The 18725-nt window shown below is 39.6% G+C and carries 17 protein-coding genes; 10 read left to right on the forward strand and 7 right to left on the reverse strand.

Annotated elements, in window-relative coordinates; translation table 11 throughout:
- The 4 genes from ACWATR_RS36535 to ACWATR_RS36550 form a co-directional block, all read left to right on the forward strand.
- Positions 1-1215, forward strand: a 1215-nt coding sequence (locus tag ACWATR_RS36535) for a restriction endonuclease-related protein (protein ID WP_460344155.1), incomplete at its 5' end; no start/stop codon positions are given.
- Positions 1212-4421, forward strand: coding sequence for a pPIWI_RE_Z domain-containing protein (locus ACWATR_RS36540; protein WP_460344158.1), 3210 nt, complete (start codon positions 1212-1214; stop codon positions 4419-4421). The genes ACWATR_RS36535 and ACWATR_RS36540, both read left to right, overlap by 4 nt.
- A 43-nt stretch (positions 4422-4464) precedes the next feature.
- Positions 4465-7467, forward strand: coding sequence for a pPIWI_RE module domain-containing protein (locus ACWATR_RS36545; protein WP_460344161.1), 3003 nt, complete (start codon positions 4465-4467; stop codon positions 7465-7467).
- 90 nt (positions 7468-7557) lie between these two features.
- Positions 7558-7992, forward strand: a complete 435-nt coding sequence (locus ACWATR_RS36550) for a hypothetical protein (RefSeq protein WP_460344164.1) — start codon at positions 7558-7560, stop codon at positions 7990-7992.
- Between the two features lie 39 nt (positions 7993-8031).
- On the opposite strand, the gene ACWATR_RS36555 is transcribed toward ACWATR_RS36550, so the two are convergent.
- Together ACWATR_RS36555 and ACWATR_RS36560 are read right to left on the reverse strand one after the other, a co-directional pair.
- Positions 8032-8259 (reverse strand): hypothetical protein, encoded by a 228-nt coding sequence (locus ACWATR_RS36555; RefSeq protein WP_460344167.1) that lies wholly within the window; start codon positions 8257-8259, stop codon positions 8032-8034.
- Positions 8260-8349: 90 nt separating this feature from the next.
- The gene (locus ACWATR_RS36560; RefSeq protein ID WP_460344170.1) at positions 8350-9309 is read right to left on the reverse strand and encodes an RpnC/YadD family protein; all 960 of its coding nucleotides are present in this window, start codon (positions 9307-9309) and stop codon (positions 8350-8352) included.
- 338 nt (positions 9310-9647) lie between these two features.
- Here ACWATR_RS36560 and ACWATR_RS36565 point away from each other — a divergent pair, with 338 nt between their 5' ends.
- Both ACWATR_RS36565 and ACWATR_RS36570 read left to right on the forward strand, forming a co-directional pair.
- Entirely contained in the window at positions 9648-10616 is a 969-nt protein-coding gene (locus ACWATR_RS36565) for a tyrosine-type recombinase/integrase (RefSeq protein ID WP_138504592.1), read from the forward strand.
- A gap of 262 nt (positions 10617-10878) precedes the next feature.
- The gene (locus ACWATR_RS36570; RefSeq protein ID WP_460344173.1) at positions 10879-11265 is read left to right on the forward strand and encodes a hypothetical protein; all 387 of its coding nucleotides are present in this window, start codon (positions 10879-10881) and stop codon (positions 11263-11265) included.
- Between the two features lie 55 nt (positions 11266-11320).
- On the opposite strand, the gene ACWATR_RS36575 is transcribed toward ACWATR_RS36570, so the two are convergent.
- Both ACWATR_RS36575 and ACWATR_RS36580 read right to left on the reverse strand, forming a co-directional pair.
- The gene (locus ACWATR_RS36575) at positions 11321-11707 is read right to left on the reverse strand and encodes a hypothetical protein (RefSeq protein ID WP_460344176.1); all 387 of its coding nucleotides are present in this window, start codon (positions 11705-11707) and stop codon (positions 11321-11323) included.
- 155 nt (positions 11708-11862) lie between these two features.
- Positions 11863-12210 carry a hypothetical protein gene (locus tag ACWATR_RS36580; protein ID WP_181927097.1) on the reverse strand — a complete coding sequence of 116 codons (348 nt, stop codon included), beginning with the start codon at positions 12208-12210 and terminating at the stop codon, positions 11863-11865.
- Between the two features lie 241 nt (positions 12211-12451).
- On the opposite strand from ACWATR_RS36580, the gene ACWATR_RS36585 reads away from it, so the two are divergent.
- The 4 genes from ACWATR_RS36585 to ACWATR_RS36600 are packed head-to-tail and all read left to right on the forward strand — an operon-like array spanning position 12452 to position 16945.
- Entirely contained in the window at positions 12452-13081 is a 630-nt protein-coding gene (locus ACWATR_RS36585; protein ID WP_181927098.1) for a ParA family protein, read from the forward strand.
- Positions 13074-14114, forward strand: a complete 1041-nt coding sequence (locus ACWATR_RS36590; RefSeq protein WP_460344181.1) for a hypothetical protein — start codon at positions 13074-13076, stop codon at positions 14112-14114. The genes ACWATR_RS36585 and ACWATR_RS36590 overlap by 8 nt, the downstream gene beginning before the upstream one ends.
- 51 nt (positions 14115-14165) lie before the next feature.
- A complete protein-coding gene (locus ACWATR_RS36595; RefSeq protein WP_460344184.1) occupies positions 14166-16100 on the forward strand; it encodes a DEAD/DEAH box helicase family protein in 1935 nt (644 codons plus the stop codon).
- Positions 16097-16945 (forward strand): C-terminal helicase domain-containing protein, encoded by an 849-nt coding sequence (locus tag ACWATR_RS36600; protein WP_460344211.1) that lies wholly within the window; start codon positions 16097-16099, stop codon positions 16943-16945. The genes ACWATR_RS36595 and ACWATR_RS36600 overlap by 4 nt, the downstream gene beginning before the upstream one ends.
- Before the next feature lie 12 nt (positions 16946-16957).
- On the opposite strand, the gene ACWATR_RS36605 is transcribed toward ACWATR_RS36600, so the two are convergent.
- From ACWATR_RS36605 to ACWATR_RS36615, 3 genes are all read right to left on the reverse strand, one after another.
- Complete coding sequence (locus tag ACWATR_RS36605) at positions 16958-17134, reverse strand: hypothetical protein (RefSeq protein WP_460344187.1); 177 nt, start codon at positions 17132-17134, stop codon at positions 16958-16960.
- A 15-nt stretch (positions 17135-17149) separates the two neighbouring features.
- A complete protein-coding gene (locus tag ACWATR_RS36610) occupies positions 17150-17815 on the reverse strand; it encodes a hypothetical protein (protein ID WP_460344190.1) in 666 nt (221 codons plus the stop codon).
- Between the two features lie 162 nt (positions 17816-17977).
- Positions 17978-18721 carry a hypothetical protein gene (locus ACWATR_RS36615; RefSeq protein WP_460344193.1) on the reverse strand — a complete coding sequence of 248 codons (744 nt, stop codon included), beginning with the start codon at positions 18719-18721 and terminating at the stop codon, positions 17978-17980.
- Between the last annotated feature and the right edge of the window lie 4 nt (positions 18722-18725).

The raw sequence follows: 18725 nt of genomic DNA on the forward strand, positions 1-18725 counted from the left end.
TCCTTAAGGCGGTGGGAAGCTGCGGGCAACATTAAGGCAATCAGGACACCATCTGGGCAGAGGAGATTTGATATGACCTCCTATGTACCAGCCGAAAAACCTGATGAAAGCACAAAGGCAATCTCAAAAAAGCTAAAAACAACAGACGAAGAATCGACCCTACGCCAGATAGCTAAGGGAATAGTTCAATATGCACAGCAAATGCAAAAGCTGGGACTATTCCCTTATCCAGCTGCGCTGCAACTGGGAGTAGAAAAGTTACAAGCTATTTGTGTGATGCAAAATAAAATTCAACCTCAAGGGGTTCCTGACTTTCTCACCAACTGGGGGCAACATCCTATAAAAGATTGGACTATTGAAATTGACTTTCCAGAAGATTGGAAAGATGCTCAATTTATAGAAGACCACAAGCCCAGCGGGTTTTGTATTGAGCTAGACGGGTCATACATAAGTGAAGCCGAGCGGATTCAAACAGAGGTGATGGAAGAAGTTTTTAGAAAATCTGCACAATATCCAAACCTATATGTAGAGTTTCGCCGCTTAATTATCACCTGCCCTGTGATAACAAAAGGGGAACGAGATATTAAAAGCGTTCTCCAACTCAAGCCATTTCAAAAAGTTTTAGAAGATAGCTATGAAGAAGCTCCAGCTTCTTACAAAAAACAGGGAAAATTTTACTGCTGCGGTCACTGTGGTGGATTAATGCATCGGACTGCGGACAATGAATTAAAGTGTGAGAATAAGCATTGTGCTAAAGAAAAGAAATCCCCAGTTCCTTTTCAGTGCGATAAAGATGATGAAGTTTTATGGCTCAAAAAGGGACTGCGATATTTTATTCACCGTCCTGGTTGTGCAGAACTAAGAATAGAAAAACGTTTGCAAGAATTAGGATTAGAAGTTACTCTCTACCCGGATTTTGATAAATACGACCTGCACATAGTCTTTCCTGATAATACAGTCTGGGCAGTTGACGTAAAGTTTTGGGAATCTGCATATAACTTAGCAAAGAAGGTAGACAAGCCTATCCCTAGACTTATCCATCAGCCATACCATGAAGCATTTTTTGTCTTTGCTGATGAAATTAGAGAATATGGGGATGAGTATATTCAAGAATTTGTAAATCGCTGTTCAGTTAAATTAAAAAAATCTCAGGTGATGTTTGAACAGATTTTCTTAAAAGCAGTTGAGAAAAAATTAAACAGTTGTCAAAAATGAGAAATACAACAGAATGGCATAAACCCTTAAAAAAAGAAGGGTTAGACAAAAATTTGTGTGATGTAGAGTTAGGGTTATACTTGTTAAGATCATTAGTTATAAATGCCTCTGCAAGTAGTCTCTGGGTATTACTGACTGGTTATCCTTTCTCTATTCCAGAATCAAAACAATGGAGTAAGTCGCAACACAAAATGTATACCACTGCGCGTCATTTGTTAACGGACTATAGAAGACCTTATGTGTGGTCAGAAGCACTAAATAATTATCGCTCTTTCCCAGCAGACCAGCGCGGATATGAAGTATCAGAATCTTTACAAGAATTTCAAATAAGGAGTAACATAACAATTGCCAATTTCAGATTTGAAATATATGCTAAAACCTTAACTTCTCCTGTTTCATTGTTTAAAAGACGCGAACTAAAGTGGGCTGAGGCTGACCAAATATACAAGTGTAAAGTAAACGGAATAATAGAAACAATCAAAATCCCTCCTGCACTGGTAAAGTCTCCACCAACTGGTCACACTTTAACTGGTAAGTCCGAACGCGAACCTATAAGTGTAAGTTGGAAAGAACTGGAAGAAACAGCAGCATGGATGGATAAACAAAGGAAAAAACGGGGACTAAAACCGCAGTGGAAAAGTTGGATAAAGCGTGTCAAGTTACAGATATTTGGTGATGGTGATTGTCTAGTTACAGTCGAATCCCTAACTATCAATAGAATGATGCACTTAGTAGGGATGGTATCATCAGGCAAATCCAATTTGATGAAAGTCCTGACAGTCTGGGCAGTCCAAAAAGAATTGCACGTGACATTAATAGTAGGAGATGTCTTACAAATATTTGAATTGGCAAAGACTTTTGCTGATGTAGGAATTACCGATGTAGCTCCTATTTTGGGTAATTCAAACAGAAAGAGCCATATCAATCGGTTGCATCAAGCCATTCATAATAGCCATCCAGAGGAACCCTTCAATCAAACTCATCCCGCCTTTCAATGGTTGAGCAACACTTGCCTATTGAGTGGACTAGTTAAGCCCGACCTGACAAAACCGTTTGAAATAGGTCAACAACCTTGTCTGTCTCTAGAACTGATTAAGAAATCAGAACCAGCAGACACAGAAAATTATGAGCCAGATGTGAAACAGTCAGAATCACCTAAAGGGGAAATAGCTTGTTCAGCTTACAGTGTATGTTCCTACCATCAGAAAGAACGTGACTTAGTAAAAGCTTCTATCTGGATTGCTACACCGGGAAGCCTAGTTTACAGCAGGGTGCCACAACAGATAAATCGAGAAAGTCTACTTTATGCTGAGTTAGTCTCTCGGCGTAGTGACTTAGTAATTGTGGATGAGGTAGACCAATATCAAGCTTATTTGGATAAAGCATTTAGCCCAGATCAGACATTACGCCGACCGACAAGAGACGCTTGGTTGGATGAAGTTTTACAAAAAGTCGAAGATGAATTAGTGCGTCAAAATTCTCAACCACTTCGAGAAAAAATCGTCAGTGATTGGTGGGATGCTTGCCAACAAGCTAAACGAGTGACAGACCAAATTTATCGGATGTTAGGAGGGGATTATCCTGAGTTATCCCAATGGCAAAATAGCAAAAAATATTTTACTGATTGGTTGCTATTGCGAGAAGTGGCTATTGATTTAGCCGGAAATGAAAATTCTGATAATTTAATGAAGGATATATTTGAACCTTATATCAATAATTTAGACAACGACAATAATTCACTTTTTACGCTCACTCACAAAGGCAGTGGCAAGACGGAAGCTCTTCGTAAGTGGGTCAAGGAAAATGCCGCTATTCTCTTAGAGTCAAAGAAGATTCAAGAAATAGCCGTCAAGTTAGAGTTTGCCTTGCTAGTCTGTGTTCTACAAAAAAAGCTCCATTTCATGATGAGCCTATGGAGACAGGTACAAGATAACCTCAAACTGAAACCAGAGGATTCAATGTGGTTTCAAGCGCCACCAGCCGACTATAACTCTGTAATACCAGCAATGCCGATGGGAAATCAGGTGGCATTCCAGTACCACAAATCTTATTCTGAACCATTAGGAAGTCTACGATTTTTCCGTTGTACAGGTGTTGGTCGTTGGTTACTTCTACAATTTAATGATTTATTCGCTAGCGAAAACGTAGTAAGTCCCCACATATTGCTGATGTCGGGAACCAGTTGGGCTGGTAAATCTCCGGCATACCATGTTGAAGTACCAGTGACCGGAGTGCTGTCACCAGATAATAATAAGGGATTTTCAATTTACTCTGAGTTTTTACAGTTATACGATGACCAGAATCAACCAATATTTGTCTCAGGTACAGGGGACAAGAAGCAAAAAAACTTGGAGAAAATCGTCACCAAGTTAGTAGAAGAAGAATATCTAGAGCAGAAACTAACAGACCTCAAAGGACGGAAAATATTGCTGTTAGTGAATAGCTATGAACAGGTAAAAATAGTCCACGAACATCTAATTCGGCTTGGTTGGGGAAATCGGGTTATAGCTTTAACGAGTGATGATAGTAAATCAGACTGGCTTGATAATGATTCAGAGGATGCAACTCATAATACATTGCAGCGAGGACGAGTATCTGAGTTTGCCCATAAACCGGACAAAGTAATTCTGATAGCCCCACTAAAAGCTATGGAGCGTGGTCACAATGTTGTTGATGAGAATGGAATGGCAGCAATTGGGGCAGCTTACTTTCTGGTTCTACCCCATCCTAGTCCTGATGACCTAAGCTATGCGATTCACTCCATCAACCGTTGGGCAATCGAAAAGTACAAAACCGCTGTAGGGGAAAATCTTGATGAATTAGGTACTAAGTTTCGAGACACGGCTTATAGTCAATGGCTCCGGTTGCTACACCTACCATTAAGGCTAAGAACTCTTGATGAAAACAACTTAACGGCAATGCATTGGGATATTGCCGTTTCGCTCTGGCAGGTGGTAGGTCGTCTGATTCGCGGCAGCAGTGATGCAGAATTGTTTTGGTGCGATGCCAAGTTTGGACTAAATATTGCACAGATGAATGACCAAGAGGATACCCCTTCAACCAGTATCCTTGTTGGTATCCGAGATTTGTTACAACCCTATTTTGAAGAGGATGATCCTCAAATTACCCAACGGGATAGGCAGATAGTTCAGGCTCTTTATCGCCCATTTTATGAAGCGATCGCCAAAACTAAAAATCTTTTCTGATGTTCTTCCGTAAACATTTCACAAATTACAAATTATTTGATTTATGTCATCACCTAGATACAACAAAGTTCGCTTGTGTGCCTTCCGACTCAAACACAACTTACCCGCTAAAAAATTTTATGCACTGAAGTTTCCAGAAACAGTCAAAGATTCATTAAAAAATCTTGTAGCCGAGAGAGACAGCCGTCCCAAAGATAAAGTTGGTATTCCCATCACATCACTCAACGAAGCTCTACGGGCAAGTATCCCTGGTTTAATTTACATAGGTAAAATTTGGGAAAAAATTTGGTTATACAGTCCAGTTGAAATTCCAATAGATAAATTATCAGCAATTTTCTCTTATTGGCTAGATACTGAGTTTCCAGATGAACACCCAAACAAGCGCAAGAAAGGGATAACCTTTGAGCAAAGACAAGCTGTAATGCAGCTACTATCGAACCCTAACAATTTAAAGTGGGAACCTGTGACCCTAAAAACGGAATTATGGAAAAAATATGCTAATGGAACCGCCAATATTACTGAAGATGCAGATGGATTTATCCTATTGCCTGATATTCTAGCAACACAACTGAGTGACCCAAACTTAAAGTTCAAATTAAGTGATGAAACAATTCAGTTCTATCGCTGTGCGCCAATAGAAGGAGCAGGAGCAGAGTTGATATCTTGGCCTCCGCTATCGTACACGCAGAAAAACCATACTTACTATTACTCAATAGTTCTGACTTTGAAAGTACAAACGGTTCCATTCCAGCCATATCCTCAACTGCAATGTGATATGAGTATCCGGCGGTGGAGCAGTAGAAATGATACTGGTTTGCTACCAGGAGGGCAAGCTAGTTCTGTGTATATTCGTACCAAGCTTCAATGGGGTGAGGGATTAAATCCTTACGGTTATACAGAATACTTTCAAGTTGCTCCACTGATATGGAAATCCGGGCCTAAGTGGGATAATAACTTAGCTAGATTATTAAATGAATTCAACCGTCTTCCATATACCCCAGAGCAAATTTTAGCTAATCCTACACAAGCACTGAATTTACTAGATATTCCTAATATTTGTATGACCTACAAAGATGGGATAATTCCAGGTCATAAAGTAGGGAAAGGATTACCACCAATTAACCGTCGTCAATTAGCTGAACAGATTGCATTCTTGTTACAAGATCACTGGGAACTAATAGACTATAAGCGGTTTAAATTTAAAATAGATACTAAACAGTCTGCTCAAATATTTGACTTACCCAAGCCCGATGGAACATCTTGGGAGTTACCTGTGCCGGATAAAGAAAAGGGAGAGACAGAAGAAGAATTTCTAACTAGAACTCAAGAACTATTAAATAAACAAGAGGGACAGAGAAACAAAATTAAAAAGAAAAAACCTGAAAATGATGAACAATTTAATTTAAGGTATGAACAAATTTTAGATAAACAACAATTAGAAAGAGATAAATGTCAAAAGAAAGAGGATGAAACCGATGAACACTTCCAATTAAAATATGCTCATTATGAAAAACGTTTAGAGAAACTATCCTCAGAGAAAATAAGACTTTGTGAAGCCATAAGGAACTGTATTGGCAAAGAGCTAACAATTGAAATTTGGTATATTAATGAGTCAACACGGGATGCACTTATAAAGGCAATATGGTATTGCCTGGGGTTGAAGACAGCGACAACAGGTATTCATAATTTCCCGGATATAGATTTGACTGTAACTATACGCACGCAAGAAATAGGTAAATTAGCAGAACGTTTAGCTTTATCTACAGATAAAACAAAAAAACCAAATTCCAAACAACGAGAAGAAGCTATCAACAGTAGAAAAGCTGAAGTAGCAGAAAGTGTTAATAAAATGCAACCTGTAACTGGGAAAGTAGGGGTATTAGTTGAACTCTATGGTGAAAACCATTGGAAACCTGAATGGACAGACCCTCAAGCCGCTATTCGCTTAGGCTTTGTTCAAGAAAAAATTGACAGGGTATCCAAGTTTATTGTCCCTGCACATGAGGAATTAAAAAAGAAATATGAAAAGGTAGCAAAAGATGAAGGAAGAGAGTTAAACAGGCGAGAACAGAATGAAATTAACGAATTACAAGAAGAACTGCCGCAGAAAACGATAACTTCTTTTTTAGACCTACTGCGGTCACTGGGAGTACAGATAGCTCCGCCTCGCATAGTTATTCCATCAGCAACTCTTCCTAACCCTCTTACTTATGTAGGTTTATGGTTGGTTAACCGCACTTCTAAAACCAGCGCTCATGGGAAACAACAACTTATCCCAGTTATGGTGAAAATGCGTTCTGATTCTCAAGCAATAGAAGCTATTTTTAATGGTATATCTGATTGGATACCCTACGATGAAGCTTTAAGAAAAATAAACTTAAAAGGAACATCTATTACAGGAGATAACAACGATTTAAAAAAGGAGATAAAAGGATTTATCAAGCGAATGCTGCAAACCAAAGAGTTAAGAGGTAAAGATACATTACTACTCTGTGATGCTCAAAACATCCGAAGGTATTGGACATGGCTGCAAGATAAAGAAATATCTCAAGATGGGATACTTTTTGGCACTGAATCTCCTCAAATGATGCCAAAACTTCGCGTAGTTCGGGTACGCCAAGATGGAGAAACTCCAGAATGGTATGCTCTGCATGATCAAGAGAAACAGAAGGCGAAGTTGTTTGAGAATTTGGTAGAACTTGAACAAATAAGTGTAGCGACAGAGGGACTATTTAATACGGACAGCAATGAGCGTATATTTCTTAGTATTGGGCAAAAATCTAATACAATGCCAAAGGAAAAACTCGATTTCAGTAAGTTTGATAAACCTCAACTTCACTGGTCAAACCCTGCAATACTTGAGTTAGTAGTAGCTTACATACAACCAGAAGATGACCCTTGGCATTGGGCAGTATTGACGCATGAATTACGTCGGATGGCATTACAATACAAAGACACCTTAGCTCGTCCAATTGTTCTTCACTTAGGAGCGCAGATGGGAGACTATGTTTTGATGGTGGATGAAGATTCTTTAAAAGACGAATAATTATTGATTTGTTGGAGATCAGACACCTACTAAAGCATCATTTGGGAATATATATTGATTGCATTTACCCAAGAATCCAACAAACCAATCATGATTCAAGAAATTTTAACTGCATTTGCTGAAATAGTTGCCTTAAGTGGGCTAGGTCTCATATTTGTATCAGCTTTTTTAACTGATACTCAAGAATCCCAAAAAATTGTAAATTCTTTACAGAATGGAATAGTCAATGATTCACCTAATGTGCAGCAAGAATTTGAGCTAGAAGAAGAATTTACCCAGCTACCTTTTCTTACTGCTTATGAAATGGCTGAAAGATTTGGGGTGAAAGTTGACACAATAGTTGCTCATGCAAAGCAATGGCGAAATGAGCAACGTTACGACTACAGCTTTGAAGAATGGGCATCTGATTTTGATACCAAGTATCGCTGGCATTTCTTTTGGAACGCTGACTATGAGCCAGTGTTTTACCCAGTTTCATCTAAGTTGTTCACCAAGCACTTACTGAGTTATTGCAATAAACAATAGTTAATGACTGTGTGAGCCACTTCCAGCACAACTTTAAGACTATGTATTTGTATTTTCTTGACTTAATTGTTGCCCAAACTCAGAAATTGAGCCTGTAATACTAGCCTGTCTCAACAACTGCTTGAGTCTGTCAAGCTCATAAATTTTCTTCAGTTGCTCAATCAATTCAGGGGGAACGTTATTAAATCGAGCTTCTAGAACTTCAGCTATAGACTCCTGTAGAGTCTGCGCTCTGCCTATGCGTTCTATACTTGTCATGTATGTCATTTGTTGTTCAGCCTAAAAACGTTCAAATTCGGCTTGAAAATTTAATTAATACTTAAATGACTTTACCTTAGCTCAGGCTAAAGAAACTTTTTATCTGCTAGTTTCATGATCTGTGTTTGTGTCTTCCTGACTTAGTTGTTGCCTAAACTCAGATATTGAACCTATAGTTACGGCTTTTTCTAACAATTGATTCAATAACTCAATATCATATAATTTATTTAATTTTTCTACTAATTCAGTAGGAACATCTTTAAATCGAATTGTTAGGATTTGAGAAATATGTTTCTGGGTAGCTTTTGCTATACCTATGCGTTCTATGCTTGTTATGTATGTCATTTGCTGTTCAGCCTCAAAACGCTCCAATTCGGCTTGAAAATTTAAGTCTAACTCCGGTGGTAGAGTCATTAATCTATCTAGCAACCGGAAGATTTGCTGGATTTTATCTCTACTATAGCCTAACTCATACATTCGTTTAAGTAAGCTCAACTTCCACTGCAATCGGCCTGCTAAATCTTGAGTTGTCGCTTGTGTCCGCAGGTGCGCCATCACCAGTACAGCAAAAGGACTATCACTTTGTTCTAATTCTGACCAACGAGATTCATAGTCCAGTAGCTTGACAATCGGAAACTGAAGACTTAAACGACATCCCCAACGTCCATAACTATATTCTTGCGGTCGCCAATTGGCTTGATTATCCCCCAGAATTGCCAAGCTAACAACTTCCTGGTTATAACGGTCAAAAATTCTGTAGTGATACGAAAACATCCGTTTAGTGAAGTTGGGATCTACTTGACTTTGAATTTCCAGATGAATCAGCAACCAAGTTTCCTTTCCATCTTTTAGCCAAACTTTGATTAGCTTATCGACGAATTGCTTACCAACTTCAGATTCTTTTATCAACTGCTGAAGTTCTTGCTCAAGAAAATCATAGCCTCGCGTCCAATCAATTTCTGCTTGAATCTCTGGAAAAAAGAATGCAAGAAACGCCTCAAAGTATTGTTCTACACCTTCCTTCCAAGCACCGTCATAGTCGGCTCGTACTTCACTCACAGGTTGTCTTACCTCTACTAGCTCACATCTTACCAGGAATCACAAAATTTACTCAATGTTATGGGTTTTTACATAGGAGTTAAAGTACTTACGAATATCCGAAACACCTAGTAAGGAATGATAACTGAGTTGAAGCTGTTAGAGCCAAACTCAATCAAACGCTTAAGGGTGGATTGCAAAGCATAGATGATCTTAGGGATAGTCAAATAATCGCACCAGAATGACTTTTTTTGGGACAGTTAGATCAAGTTTGGGGCAACGAGGTAAAAAAACTAGGCGAGAGGTGACAAATTGGGGTATAAGGTTACGTAAAGAACTATTATCGTCACCTAGTTTTTATGTCCGGTCGCATCCTGAAAGTCAATAATAATACTCTGCCTTCCGTGATGGATTGGTGGACTCAGCCGGATGTATTGGCGATGTTGTTGTCAGAGAAGCGTAGTGAGTCCACGCGGAAAGCTTATGATCGGGACATTAAAGATTTTTTTACCAAGATGTTTGGGGTGGAATCGACGGCGGAATGGGTGGTGCGATTTTTGGCACTGCCGGGGGCGCAAGCACTCTTGTGGGTGGTCAAGTACAAAGCCAAGATGATTGAGCAGAGGTTATCGGAGGCCACGGTTAACCGGCGGTTGTCAGCTCTACGGGCGCTGGTGCATAAGGGTAGGGTGTTGGGGGTTTGTGGCTACACCTTGGAGGATATTAAGGGTGAAACTGTCATTAAATACCGAGATACCAGTGGTGTTACTCCCCAGGAATTTAAGCAGATACTTTTGACTTGTGATCCAACGACGGCGAAGGGGGTCAGGGATTATGCTTTGCTGCGCTTGCTTTGGGATAATGCGCTGCGGCGGGGGGAGATTGCGAAGTTAAAGATGGGGGATTTTGATCGTCAAAATAGCAAACTGCTGATTTTGGGTAAGGGAAGGGGTAGTCAACGGGAGACGATTGATTTAACTCCTAAGACTAGGGATGCAATTTGTTATTGGTTGGCGTTTCGGGGGTTGGCATCAACTAAGGATGCGTTGTTTGTGGCGTTGGATCTGAATACGCCGGGGCATCCTTTGACGGATACGGGGATTGCCAAGATGGTAAGAACGCGGGCGAAAAAGGCGAATATTAGTAAGCCGTTAAGTCCGCACCGCATTCGGCACAGTTCGATTACGGCGGCGTTGGATGCGGGGCAGAGTGTGCGGGAGGTGCAGAAACTCAGTCGGCACACCAAGTTGGAGACCTTAATGATTTATGACGATAATCGACAGCAGCACCAGTTGAAGGTGAGTAGCGTGCTGGCGGATTTGGTTTGATGGTGTCTAGTTGCCAATCAGAACTAAGAGAATTGCCAGTTTTTTGCGTACAACAAATATGAAATACAGGTTTTTAGATATCTAGTGCTGGTGGCTGGTAGATAGCAACTTTGCCCCATACCCTTGTATTGCCTGAACTAGCTGTAAAATCGACATAAGCATCCAATGTTAGAATAACTGACCTTACTCCAATTAGTAGTATAGTTCTTACTTTAACCCCCAATATATAAGTTTAATAAAGTAGAATTTGGAGAATGGCGAAATGATTATCAACCGATCCCAATGGCAACTATCACTAATAGAATCAGACAACAGAATCAGTGCGGAGTTAGTGGTGTTTGATGAGCAAATATTCTCCAACATTTTGGCAGCAATCCAACGTGATTGGCAGCAGCAGGTTCAGGATTTCTACACTGCTGAAACAAGAAATTTCAATACCATTACTCCACTTGGTGATTTAGAGACAATTGAGGTTGTTCAGCCGCTAACAATCAAAGTCAAAGATGATTATATTATGGGCAGGAATCAGGTGAGTTGTTTGCTGTGGGCGATGAGAGATTTACTTGAACCTAGAGAGTCTGTTGAACTACGTAAAATTTGCAACTCTCGCAAAAAACCTGACAGTAATATTTTTCAATTGCACGGTTAGCTTAATCTAACTCGGCAAGCAGTTCATCGCCAATTGAAAGACTGAGGAGCAAACACTAATCATTGTCAATTTTTACACCGAATGGTAGGGTATCAAAGCCTAAGTTTTCTAAAGTTAAAATGGCTGACTCGACTGAGGAATTGTTGATGGTTTCTTGATTCACTAGGGATGTAAGTAATTCACAAACTCTCTTGTACTGATTGGCGTTGTAGTCAATCCATCTGTTTTCAAAGAAGAGTGCATCATGCAGCGCCATTACCACTTCTGTATAGGGGTCAAAAGGTAATTTATCGCGCAACTTCCGCATGGTACGCAGTAGATTGTCTGCATAGACAGCTGCTATTGGTTCTCCAGTGTATTGTTGGAGTTTTTGTAAATCTACTAAGAGAGTTTTGGTAATTTCTACTCCTGAAACTTCTAAGACGGTCTGTTCAATATTCATTGTTTTTATTTGACAATAAGTTCAGTTTATTCGGAGCTAATTGACATTTTATGGGGTAGACTTATGGGATGAACCCGCAGTTCAGATCCGCTCTGTACCAACCCTAGCGGCAATACCTAAGTCTACAGGTTATTCTATTTTCTAGTCTATTAATTTTATTCCTCAAGATACTCTACCACCGCCGTCAGGTCTGCCATAGCGCGATCAAATCGATTTAACAAAGCTTGGGCTACTTCTGGATCAGCGTTGACGGTTGCTAGTTTTTCCCGTACACGACGATCAAGGGCTTCTAGCCACAATGACAAGCCTGTATGCCGAATTGCTGATAATAACCCCATGTTGGTGAGGACAGCCAAATGAAAACCAAGTTGGTCTTGTCCGCCATAGCCTAGATATCCGTTACTCAGTTCCAGCTTTTCTGGGGTAAATTCTAAATACTGTTCAAAGGTAATACCAGCTTTTTCTAGCTGGGGTTGGGGCAATGAAGGGTGAGATTGAGTCATAACACAATTCTTTTAAGTAATATTTGTGTGGAATTCGAGGGAATGCTCCTGCTCGATGAGTTTTTCCTAGTAGCAGGACAACACTACCCACGATGGTTAATCATACTCTTTGTTCCTGGTATGGCCTGTGTCAACTCTATGGCGTACTATTGACATACAAACTCTGTAAGTTAGTATCTTTGTTACTTACAAACTTACAGAGTTACGAACAAACAGAGTTACAAAGTTACGGAGTCAAGATGTGCATATTATTGCTGTTGTGAACGGAAAGGGAGGGTCAGCTAAGACGACAACTAGCGTCAATTTAGCAGCCATCCTTGCTGAGAAATCAAAAGTATTGTTGGTAGATGCAGATCCTCAAGGTTCTGCTACTTGGTGGGCAGAGCGCAATGAGCGAGATTTTGAATTATCTAAGGAAACAGATACGAATGAGTTGTTAAAACTTAAAAAAGTAAAAGGGTTTGATTTTATTATTGTGGACACTCCTCCGGCACTCCATTTTGAGGCACTGCAAATTACTATCGATGCGGCTGATTTTGTTTTGCTGCCATCTCCCCCAGCCCCAATGGATCTTCAGGCACTGATTGAAACTGTACAGGCATCGATCAGGCCAGCAAATGTTAAGTTTCGAGTTTTATTAACTCGTGTTGATCCTCGTAGTTTGGGTAAGGCGCTTGATGCTCAACAAGCACTCATGCAAGGAGGTATTCCTGCATTTAACGGTTTTGTCAGGGCTTATGCTGTACATGAACAAGCTGTTCTTGATGGCATACCAATTACTCAAGTTCGCGGAAAAATAGCTCGTGAAGCTGAAGGGGATTATCGGCGTGTTGCTGATGAGCTTTTGAGAGAGGTAAATACTCATGGCTAAAGCACGTCGTCGTTTATCTGATCTTGTCCACGAAGAAACGCAAAAAATCAGAGAACCAAACTTACAGACTTCGGAAGTTACAAAGTCCGAAAGTTTACTGGAAACTCCGAGTGAAGCAGAAGATAAAATTACAGAACAACAGACTTCCAATGTTACAAACTTACAGACTTCGGAAGTTGCAGAGCCTGTAAGTCAACCAGAATTTTTAAGTAGAACAGACTCTACACCAGAAGCAACAGAACAACAGACTTCCAATGTTACGGACTTACAGACTTCGGAAGTTACAAAGTCCGAAAGTTTACTGGAAACTCCGAGTGAGGTAGAAGATAAATTTACAGAACAACAGACTCCCAATATTACAAACTTACAGACTTCGGAAGTTACAAAACCTGTAAGTCAACCGGAATCTACAAATAGAACAAACTCAAAAACAAAAGAAGTTACAGAGCAACAGACTTCCAATATTACAGACTTACAGACTACCAAAGTTACAGAGCCTGTAAGTCAACCGGAATCTACAAATAGAACAGACTCAACACCAGAAGCAGTTACAAAACAACAGACTTCCAATATTACAGACTTACAGACTACCAAAGTTACAAAGTCCGATAATTTAGTGGAAACTCCAAGTGAAGTGCGAGATAAAGTTACAGAACAACAGACTACCAATATTACAGACTTACAGACTTCGGAAGTTGCAGAGTCTGTTTCTTCTAAGGAAAATGTTATTAAGCGGGAGGGTGAAGAAGTCAATAAAGCTACAAAGTTACAAAGTTTGAAAGATACAGACTTACAGAGTACCGAACTTCCAAAGTATTTAAAATTAGAGCGTAAGGAAACACGATTGAGGCAGGATCAGATTGACGCACTTACCGATCTCACACGGAAATTAAACAGAACAAAACAAGTTAAAGGTGGTGAGAGACTTACAGATAATACTTTGATCCGTGTTGCAGTAGATTTACTGCTGAGTAAAGCTTCGGAGCTTCAAGGTACTACAGAAGATGAGTTACGAAGCTCACTAACTCTGTAAATTTCGGAGTTTGTAGTATATAATCCTGCAATTACAATTAAAAAATAACGTATGGATGCAGATTTTGAAATAAAAGAAAATAACTCCAGCGCGATAGAAATTAATTTACCAACAACGTGGTTTGAATCTCGAATTACTTTTGAACAGGTACGCCGTTGTTTCACAGAAGGTAAAAAAGAAATTCGCATTGCGTCTGGATTTTTCACTATTAGAGGTTGGGGACTAATCCGAAAATCAACAATAGGTAAGCAAGTTTACTTGCTAGTGGGAATTGAAGACCCAGGCGAGGAACGGGCGCGAAAAGCTTTAGTCAATGAAATTCTGCGTGACTTGCGTACTGGTTTAGACCGTTCTCGACGGCAGACCGTATCTGATTTAGTTCAAAAAATGGCAGCAGGCGAGTTTCAAATTTTTGATGCGCGTGCTATGGATCATCATGCAAAACTATATATTATTGACCGTGATATAGCAATCATTACTTCTGCTAACACAACGGGACGTGGTTTTATAGAGCAGATTGAATCTGGAACATTGGAAGACAATGTTAAAAAAGTCACGGACTTGGTTGAGAAATTTGATATATACTTTGTTAAAGCCAAAGACATTACGGCTGAACTCTTAGATGCTCTTCAAAAATGGTTGCAACTAGCTTGCCCGTGGGATGTTTATCTCAAAACCATGCTTGCTTTAGAAAATTTGCAACCTGTTAAATCCAGATATAAAAAACAGCCTGTCTCCTATCAGGTAGACATGATTTCTCAAACGCTACGCCACATCCGTGAACATGGTGGCTCAATGCTGGTTGCTTCAACAGGATTGGGGAAAACAGTAGTTGCGGTTCATGTGGCAATACATCTGCGCCAAGAAGATTTAATTGATAATGTAATTGTTATATGTCCCGCAGCTGTTCGTAGTATTTGGAAGCGCGAAATGCACTCTGCTGGGCTGTGTTCAGACCTTTTTACTCTTAATGCACTTGATAAGAAAGCAGTTAAGCATGACCGCACCCTTAAGGAGTTTGAAGAAATCGCTAATAATATTGATAGCGACGGACGTTATTTTCTTATTTTGGATGAATGCCATAAGTTACGAAAACGTTATTCAGATGAGTTTTCTAATAGAAAATATCGTCAAGAAGATAGGACTGAGAGATTGGCTTTTACACGTTTGAGAAAGATTATAAAAGATGGTAATTTAAAAGTTTTACTTCTTAGTGGTTCTCCATACGCTACTGATATTGATAATATTAATACACAACTATTTTTACTACCTCATACAGCAGAAAGCCGTGTTTTCTTACCAGAATTTTTTGATGATGCACGAGCATGGCGCATTGAAGAAACTGGAGAATTTACGAAATTACCTGTAGCTTCTCAACTGACTACACCACACGTAGCAAAGTACTATGGGCAGACTGATTCTTCTGGTATCTACATTGACTTTAACGGAGACAAAAAATATATTCCTCAAGTAACTCTACACAGTATTTATTTCCCTTTACCCAAAGAAAGCGAACTTATTCCGGTTTTTGTTGATGGTTATTTCGATTTAGAAAATCCTCATCCAATATACAGAAAAAATATAGAAAACTTGGTCAAAATATCTTGGGCTAGTTCCCCAGAAGCACTTTTATACTTTCTAGAACGTATTGTTGATACACCTGGAGGAACAAAGGAATTTGAGTTTGCAAAAAATCAAACATCAAAATTTAAATTTTCACGTTCTGAGCGGCAAAAAATTATTAACCCCATTATAAAAAAATTTAATATGCTAAGTTTTGAACATGATATAAAATTCCAAATTCTTGTTAATCTTGTTAAAGATATTCATGTTCAAAATGAGAAAATTATTATTTTCTGTGAACGCTTACCAACCGCAGCATATTTAAAAAAAGGTTTAGCTAGATTAATGCCCGAACTACGGGTATTTAGCACAATAGATGAAAACTACAATACGAAAAAAATGATGAAATTGAGTCAGCCATAGCTCAGTTTGCACCTCATGCTAACAATGCAACTGATGAATACGAAGACACATATGATGTTTTCATTGCCACCGATGCTTATGGTATTGGTGTAAATATGCAGGATGCTTCGGTTGTCGTAAATTACGATATCGCTTGGACTCCAATTGAACCAGTGCAAAGAGCGGGACGCATATTACGTTTTTGGCATTCAACTCGAAAAGTTCAATTGTACACGTTCATTCCTACACTGACAGCAAAAACAAGACTCGGACATGAATTGTTGAATATTCAGCAACGCTGGGACAATTTGATGGAGCGCCATAGCGAATCTAGAAAGTTAATTGATTTGCCTGTTTTGACTACAAATACAATGCAAGAGATTTATATGCCAGATTTGGCTTCGGAAAAAATCTTTGTAAAATCAGGCAGTCTAAAATTGGACACTGCGGACGATGATGATGTTTCACCCTATTACAAACACACTGCCCAGCTTCAACTTCATCGCGGTTATGCCAGCAATATCAACAGCGATATTATCAGTGCTAAAACCTACCCCGGTTCGCATCCTTTAATTTATGTCCTGCTCAAGCACAACGATAAATATTACTGGTCAGTATACGAACCAAAATCCAAACGATTGCGATCGCCAACGGTTGTCAAACTTCTTGATTTAATTGCTTGTAACGAAAATACTGAGACAGCATTGGTTGATCCCGGAGAAATTGAGGCATTGAGCGATGATTGCATAAATGCTTGGTGCAAGGAGAATCATGTTTCAGAGCAAGAGGTCATTCGAGAATGTGCTTTGTACTTGAAGCCTCTAGATGAGGGGAATACTGTATCTGATTGGCTAAATAATTTATAAGCAATGGGCATTTCAAACCAAACTGTCTAGTTTGTATTTCATGAGCATCAACAGTGTCTTTGTCACATCTACCCCAAGCCAGCAGAAAATGAGGTATTCCTGTTCCATTGCTACCAGAACCCCATATATTGCTTGCGATCGCAAGAGAGCAGGGCGTAGCCCATCACCAGAACGTGAGGCATAGCTCATCGTCTTCAGTTAGCATCACTTGACGGGATAATATAATCCATCATTCCCAAAACGCCAACCACGGGAGGCGGGGTCTCTATGGCGACTCCATGACTCAAACTCAGATGGACTCTTATTTTCTCGTTCTCTGGAGAGGCTTAATTCATCAACACCCAATCTTCTAGCTAGATTTTCCCCAGCCAAGGATTGAATTTCTACTGATTTAGCATGAAACTGATGAGATGATGAAAATTGCCTTCTGCCTGTATTTCCGTTGTGTCGAAGCTGTCCTAGTGCATTGTTAAGTTGGGCAAGGCTCTTGGCGACAGTTTCTAACTTCTCTTCCAGTTTATTTAATTGTTGTGCTTGTTGTTGCGTGGATGTTGATTCTATACTTTGTTCTATACTCTGGGTGAGATGCTCCAAAACAGTTTCTATTTGCTGTAAGCGGTTATCTATACTGCTTTCTATACTCGAAGAATTATTTACCTGATTTGCTTCCAGTGCCGAGAGTCGGTTAATGATATGGTGTAGAACGTCTTCTAGAGGATTGTCAGCAACTTCTGTCTGCCCAAGAACGTGATGTAGACCCTGAGCTACCAACTCTGTTGCTGAGGTGTTGCGTTTTTTGGCTTCGGCTCTGAGTGATTCAACTAAAGACTTGGGAAGTTTAAAATTTACTGATTCCCGTTCTATAGCCATTAAAACACCCACGCTTTAGCAAGACCTACCCTTAGATAGCTTACAGCGTACCGAAAAACAACTCAAACTATTTCTTCCCAATCCTCAATTTGTAACCTATTCACCCAGATCAATTCAGATGTTTGTGTTCAAACAGTATTGGGGGACTACCCTAATACTTAACTAACTCCGCAGCATCACCATATTTTCATCAAGACCTTGACAGAAAAATTCTAGCCTTTGATTTTTCTCTACATCTCTAAGGTTGATGGGACTGACTATAAATGGAAATAATGCAGGTGTTTGGCTAATTACACCTAAAGCTTGGGAATTAGAATTACTTGCTATTAAAACTGCTTCTATTAGCCATGCTACCAGTCTCCTGTTATCGACTAATTGCACTGATGCTGGTTGATATATACCTTTTTCATTAGTATCTTGTAAGACTCCCCAATCGACAAAACAGCGCAGTAGACGTTGAGTTGCGCGTGATACTGTTTCTCTTTCACCTAACTGTTCTTTGATGCGTCTTTGCACAGAAGCTGCTGCAAATAAACCCTGTAATCTTATTAATCGCCCAACATTTTCTGCAACAGTCCCGAAAAATGGGTAAACAGCCATAGCCATACCCCAATGGATAACTATGTGTTGATTAGATGGGCTGATTCTTAAAAGTTCCAAAGCTTCATTTCGCAGAGGCTCTAGGTTTGTTGGCACTCCAACCCAGATTTTCAGCAGTATCGAAATGGTTTTTCTGCGGCCACTAGATTTACTTTCACTGCCAACTGAAACCTTATCTTGTAAAAATTCATTAAGTGCTGTTTGAATTTCTGAGCGTGTAGAACCAGCTAAAAGAAGGTTGGCTGTAAGTTCCAACCAATTTAATTGAATACGCTGACTAAAACCAACTTCTACCCGCCTGCTCATTTGG

The organism is Nostoc sp. UIC 10890, from assembly GCF_054786515.1.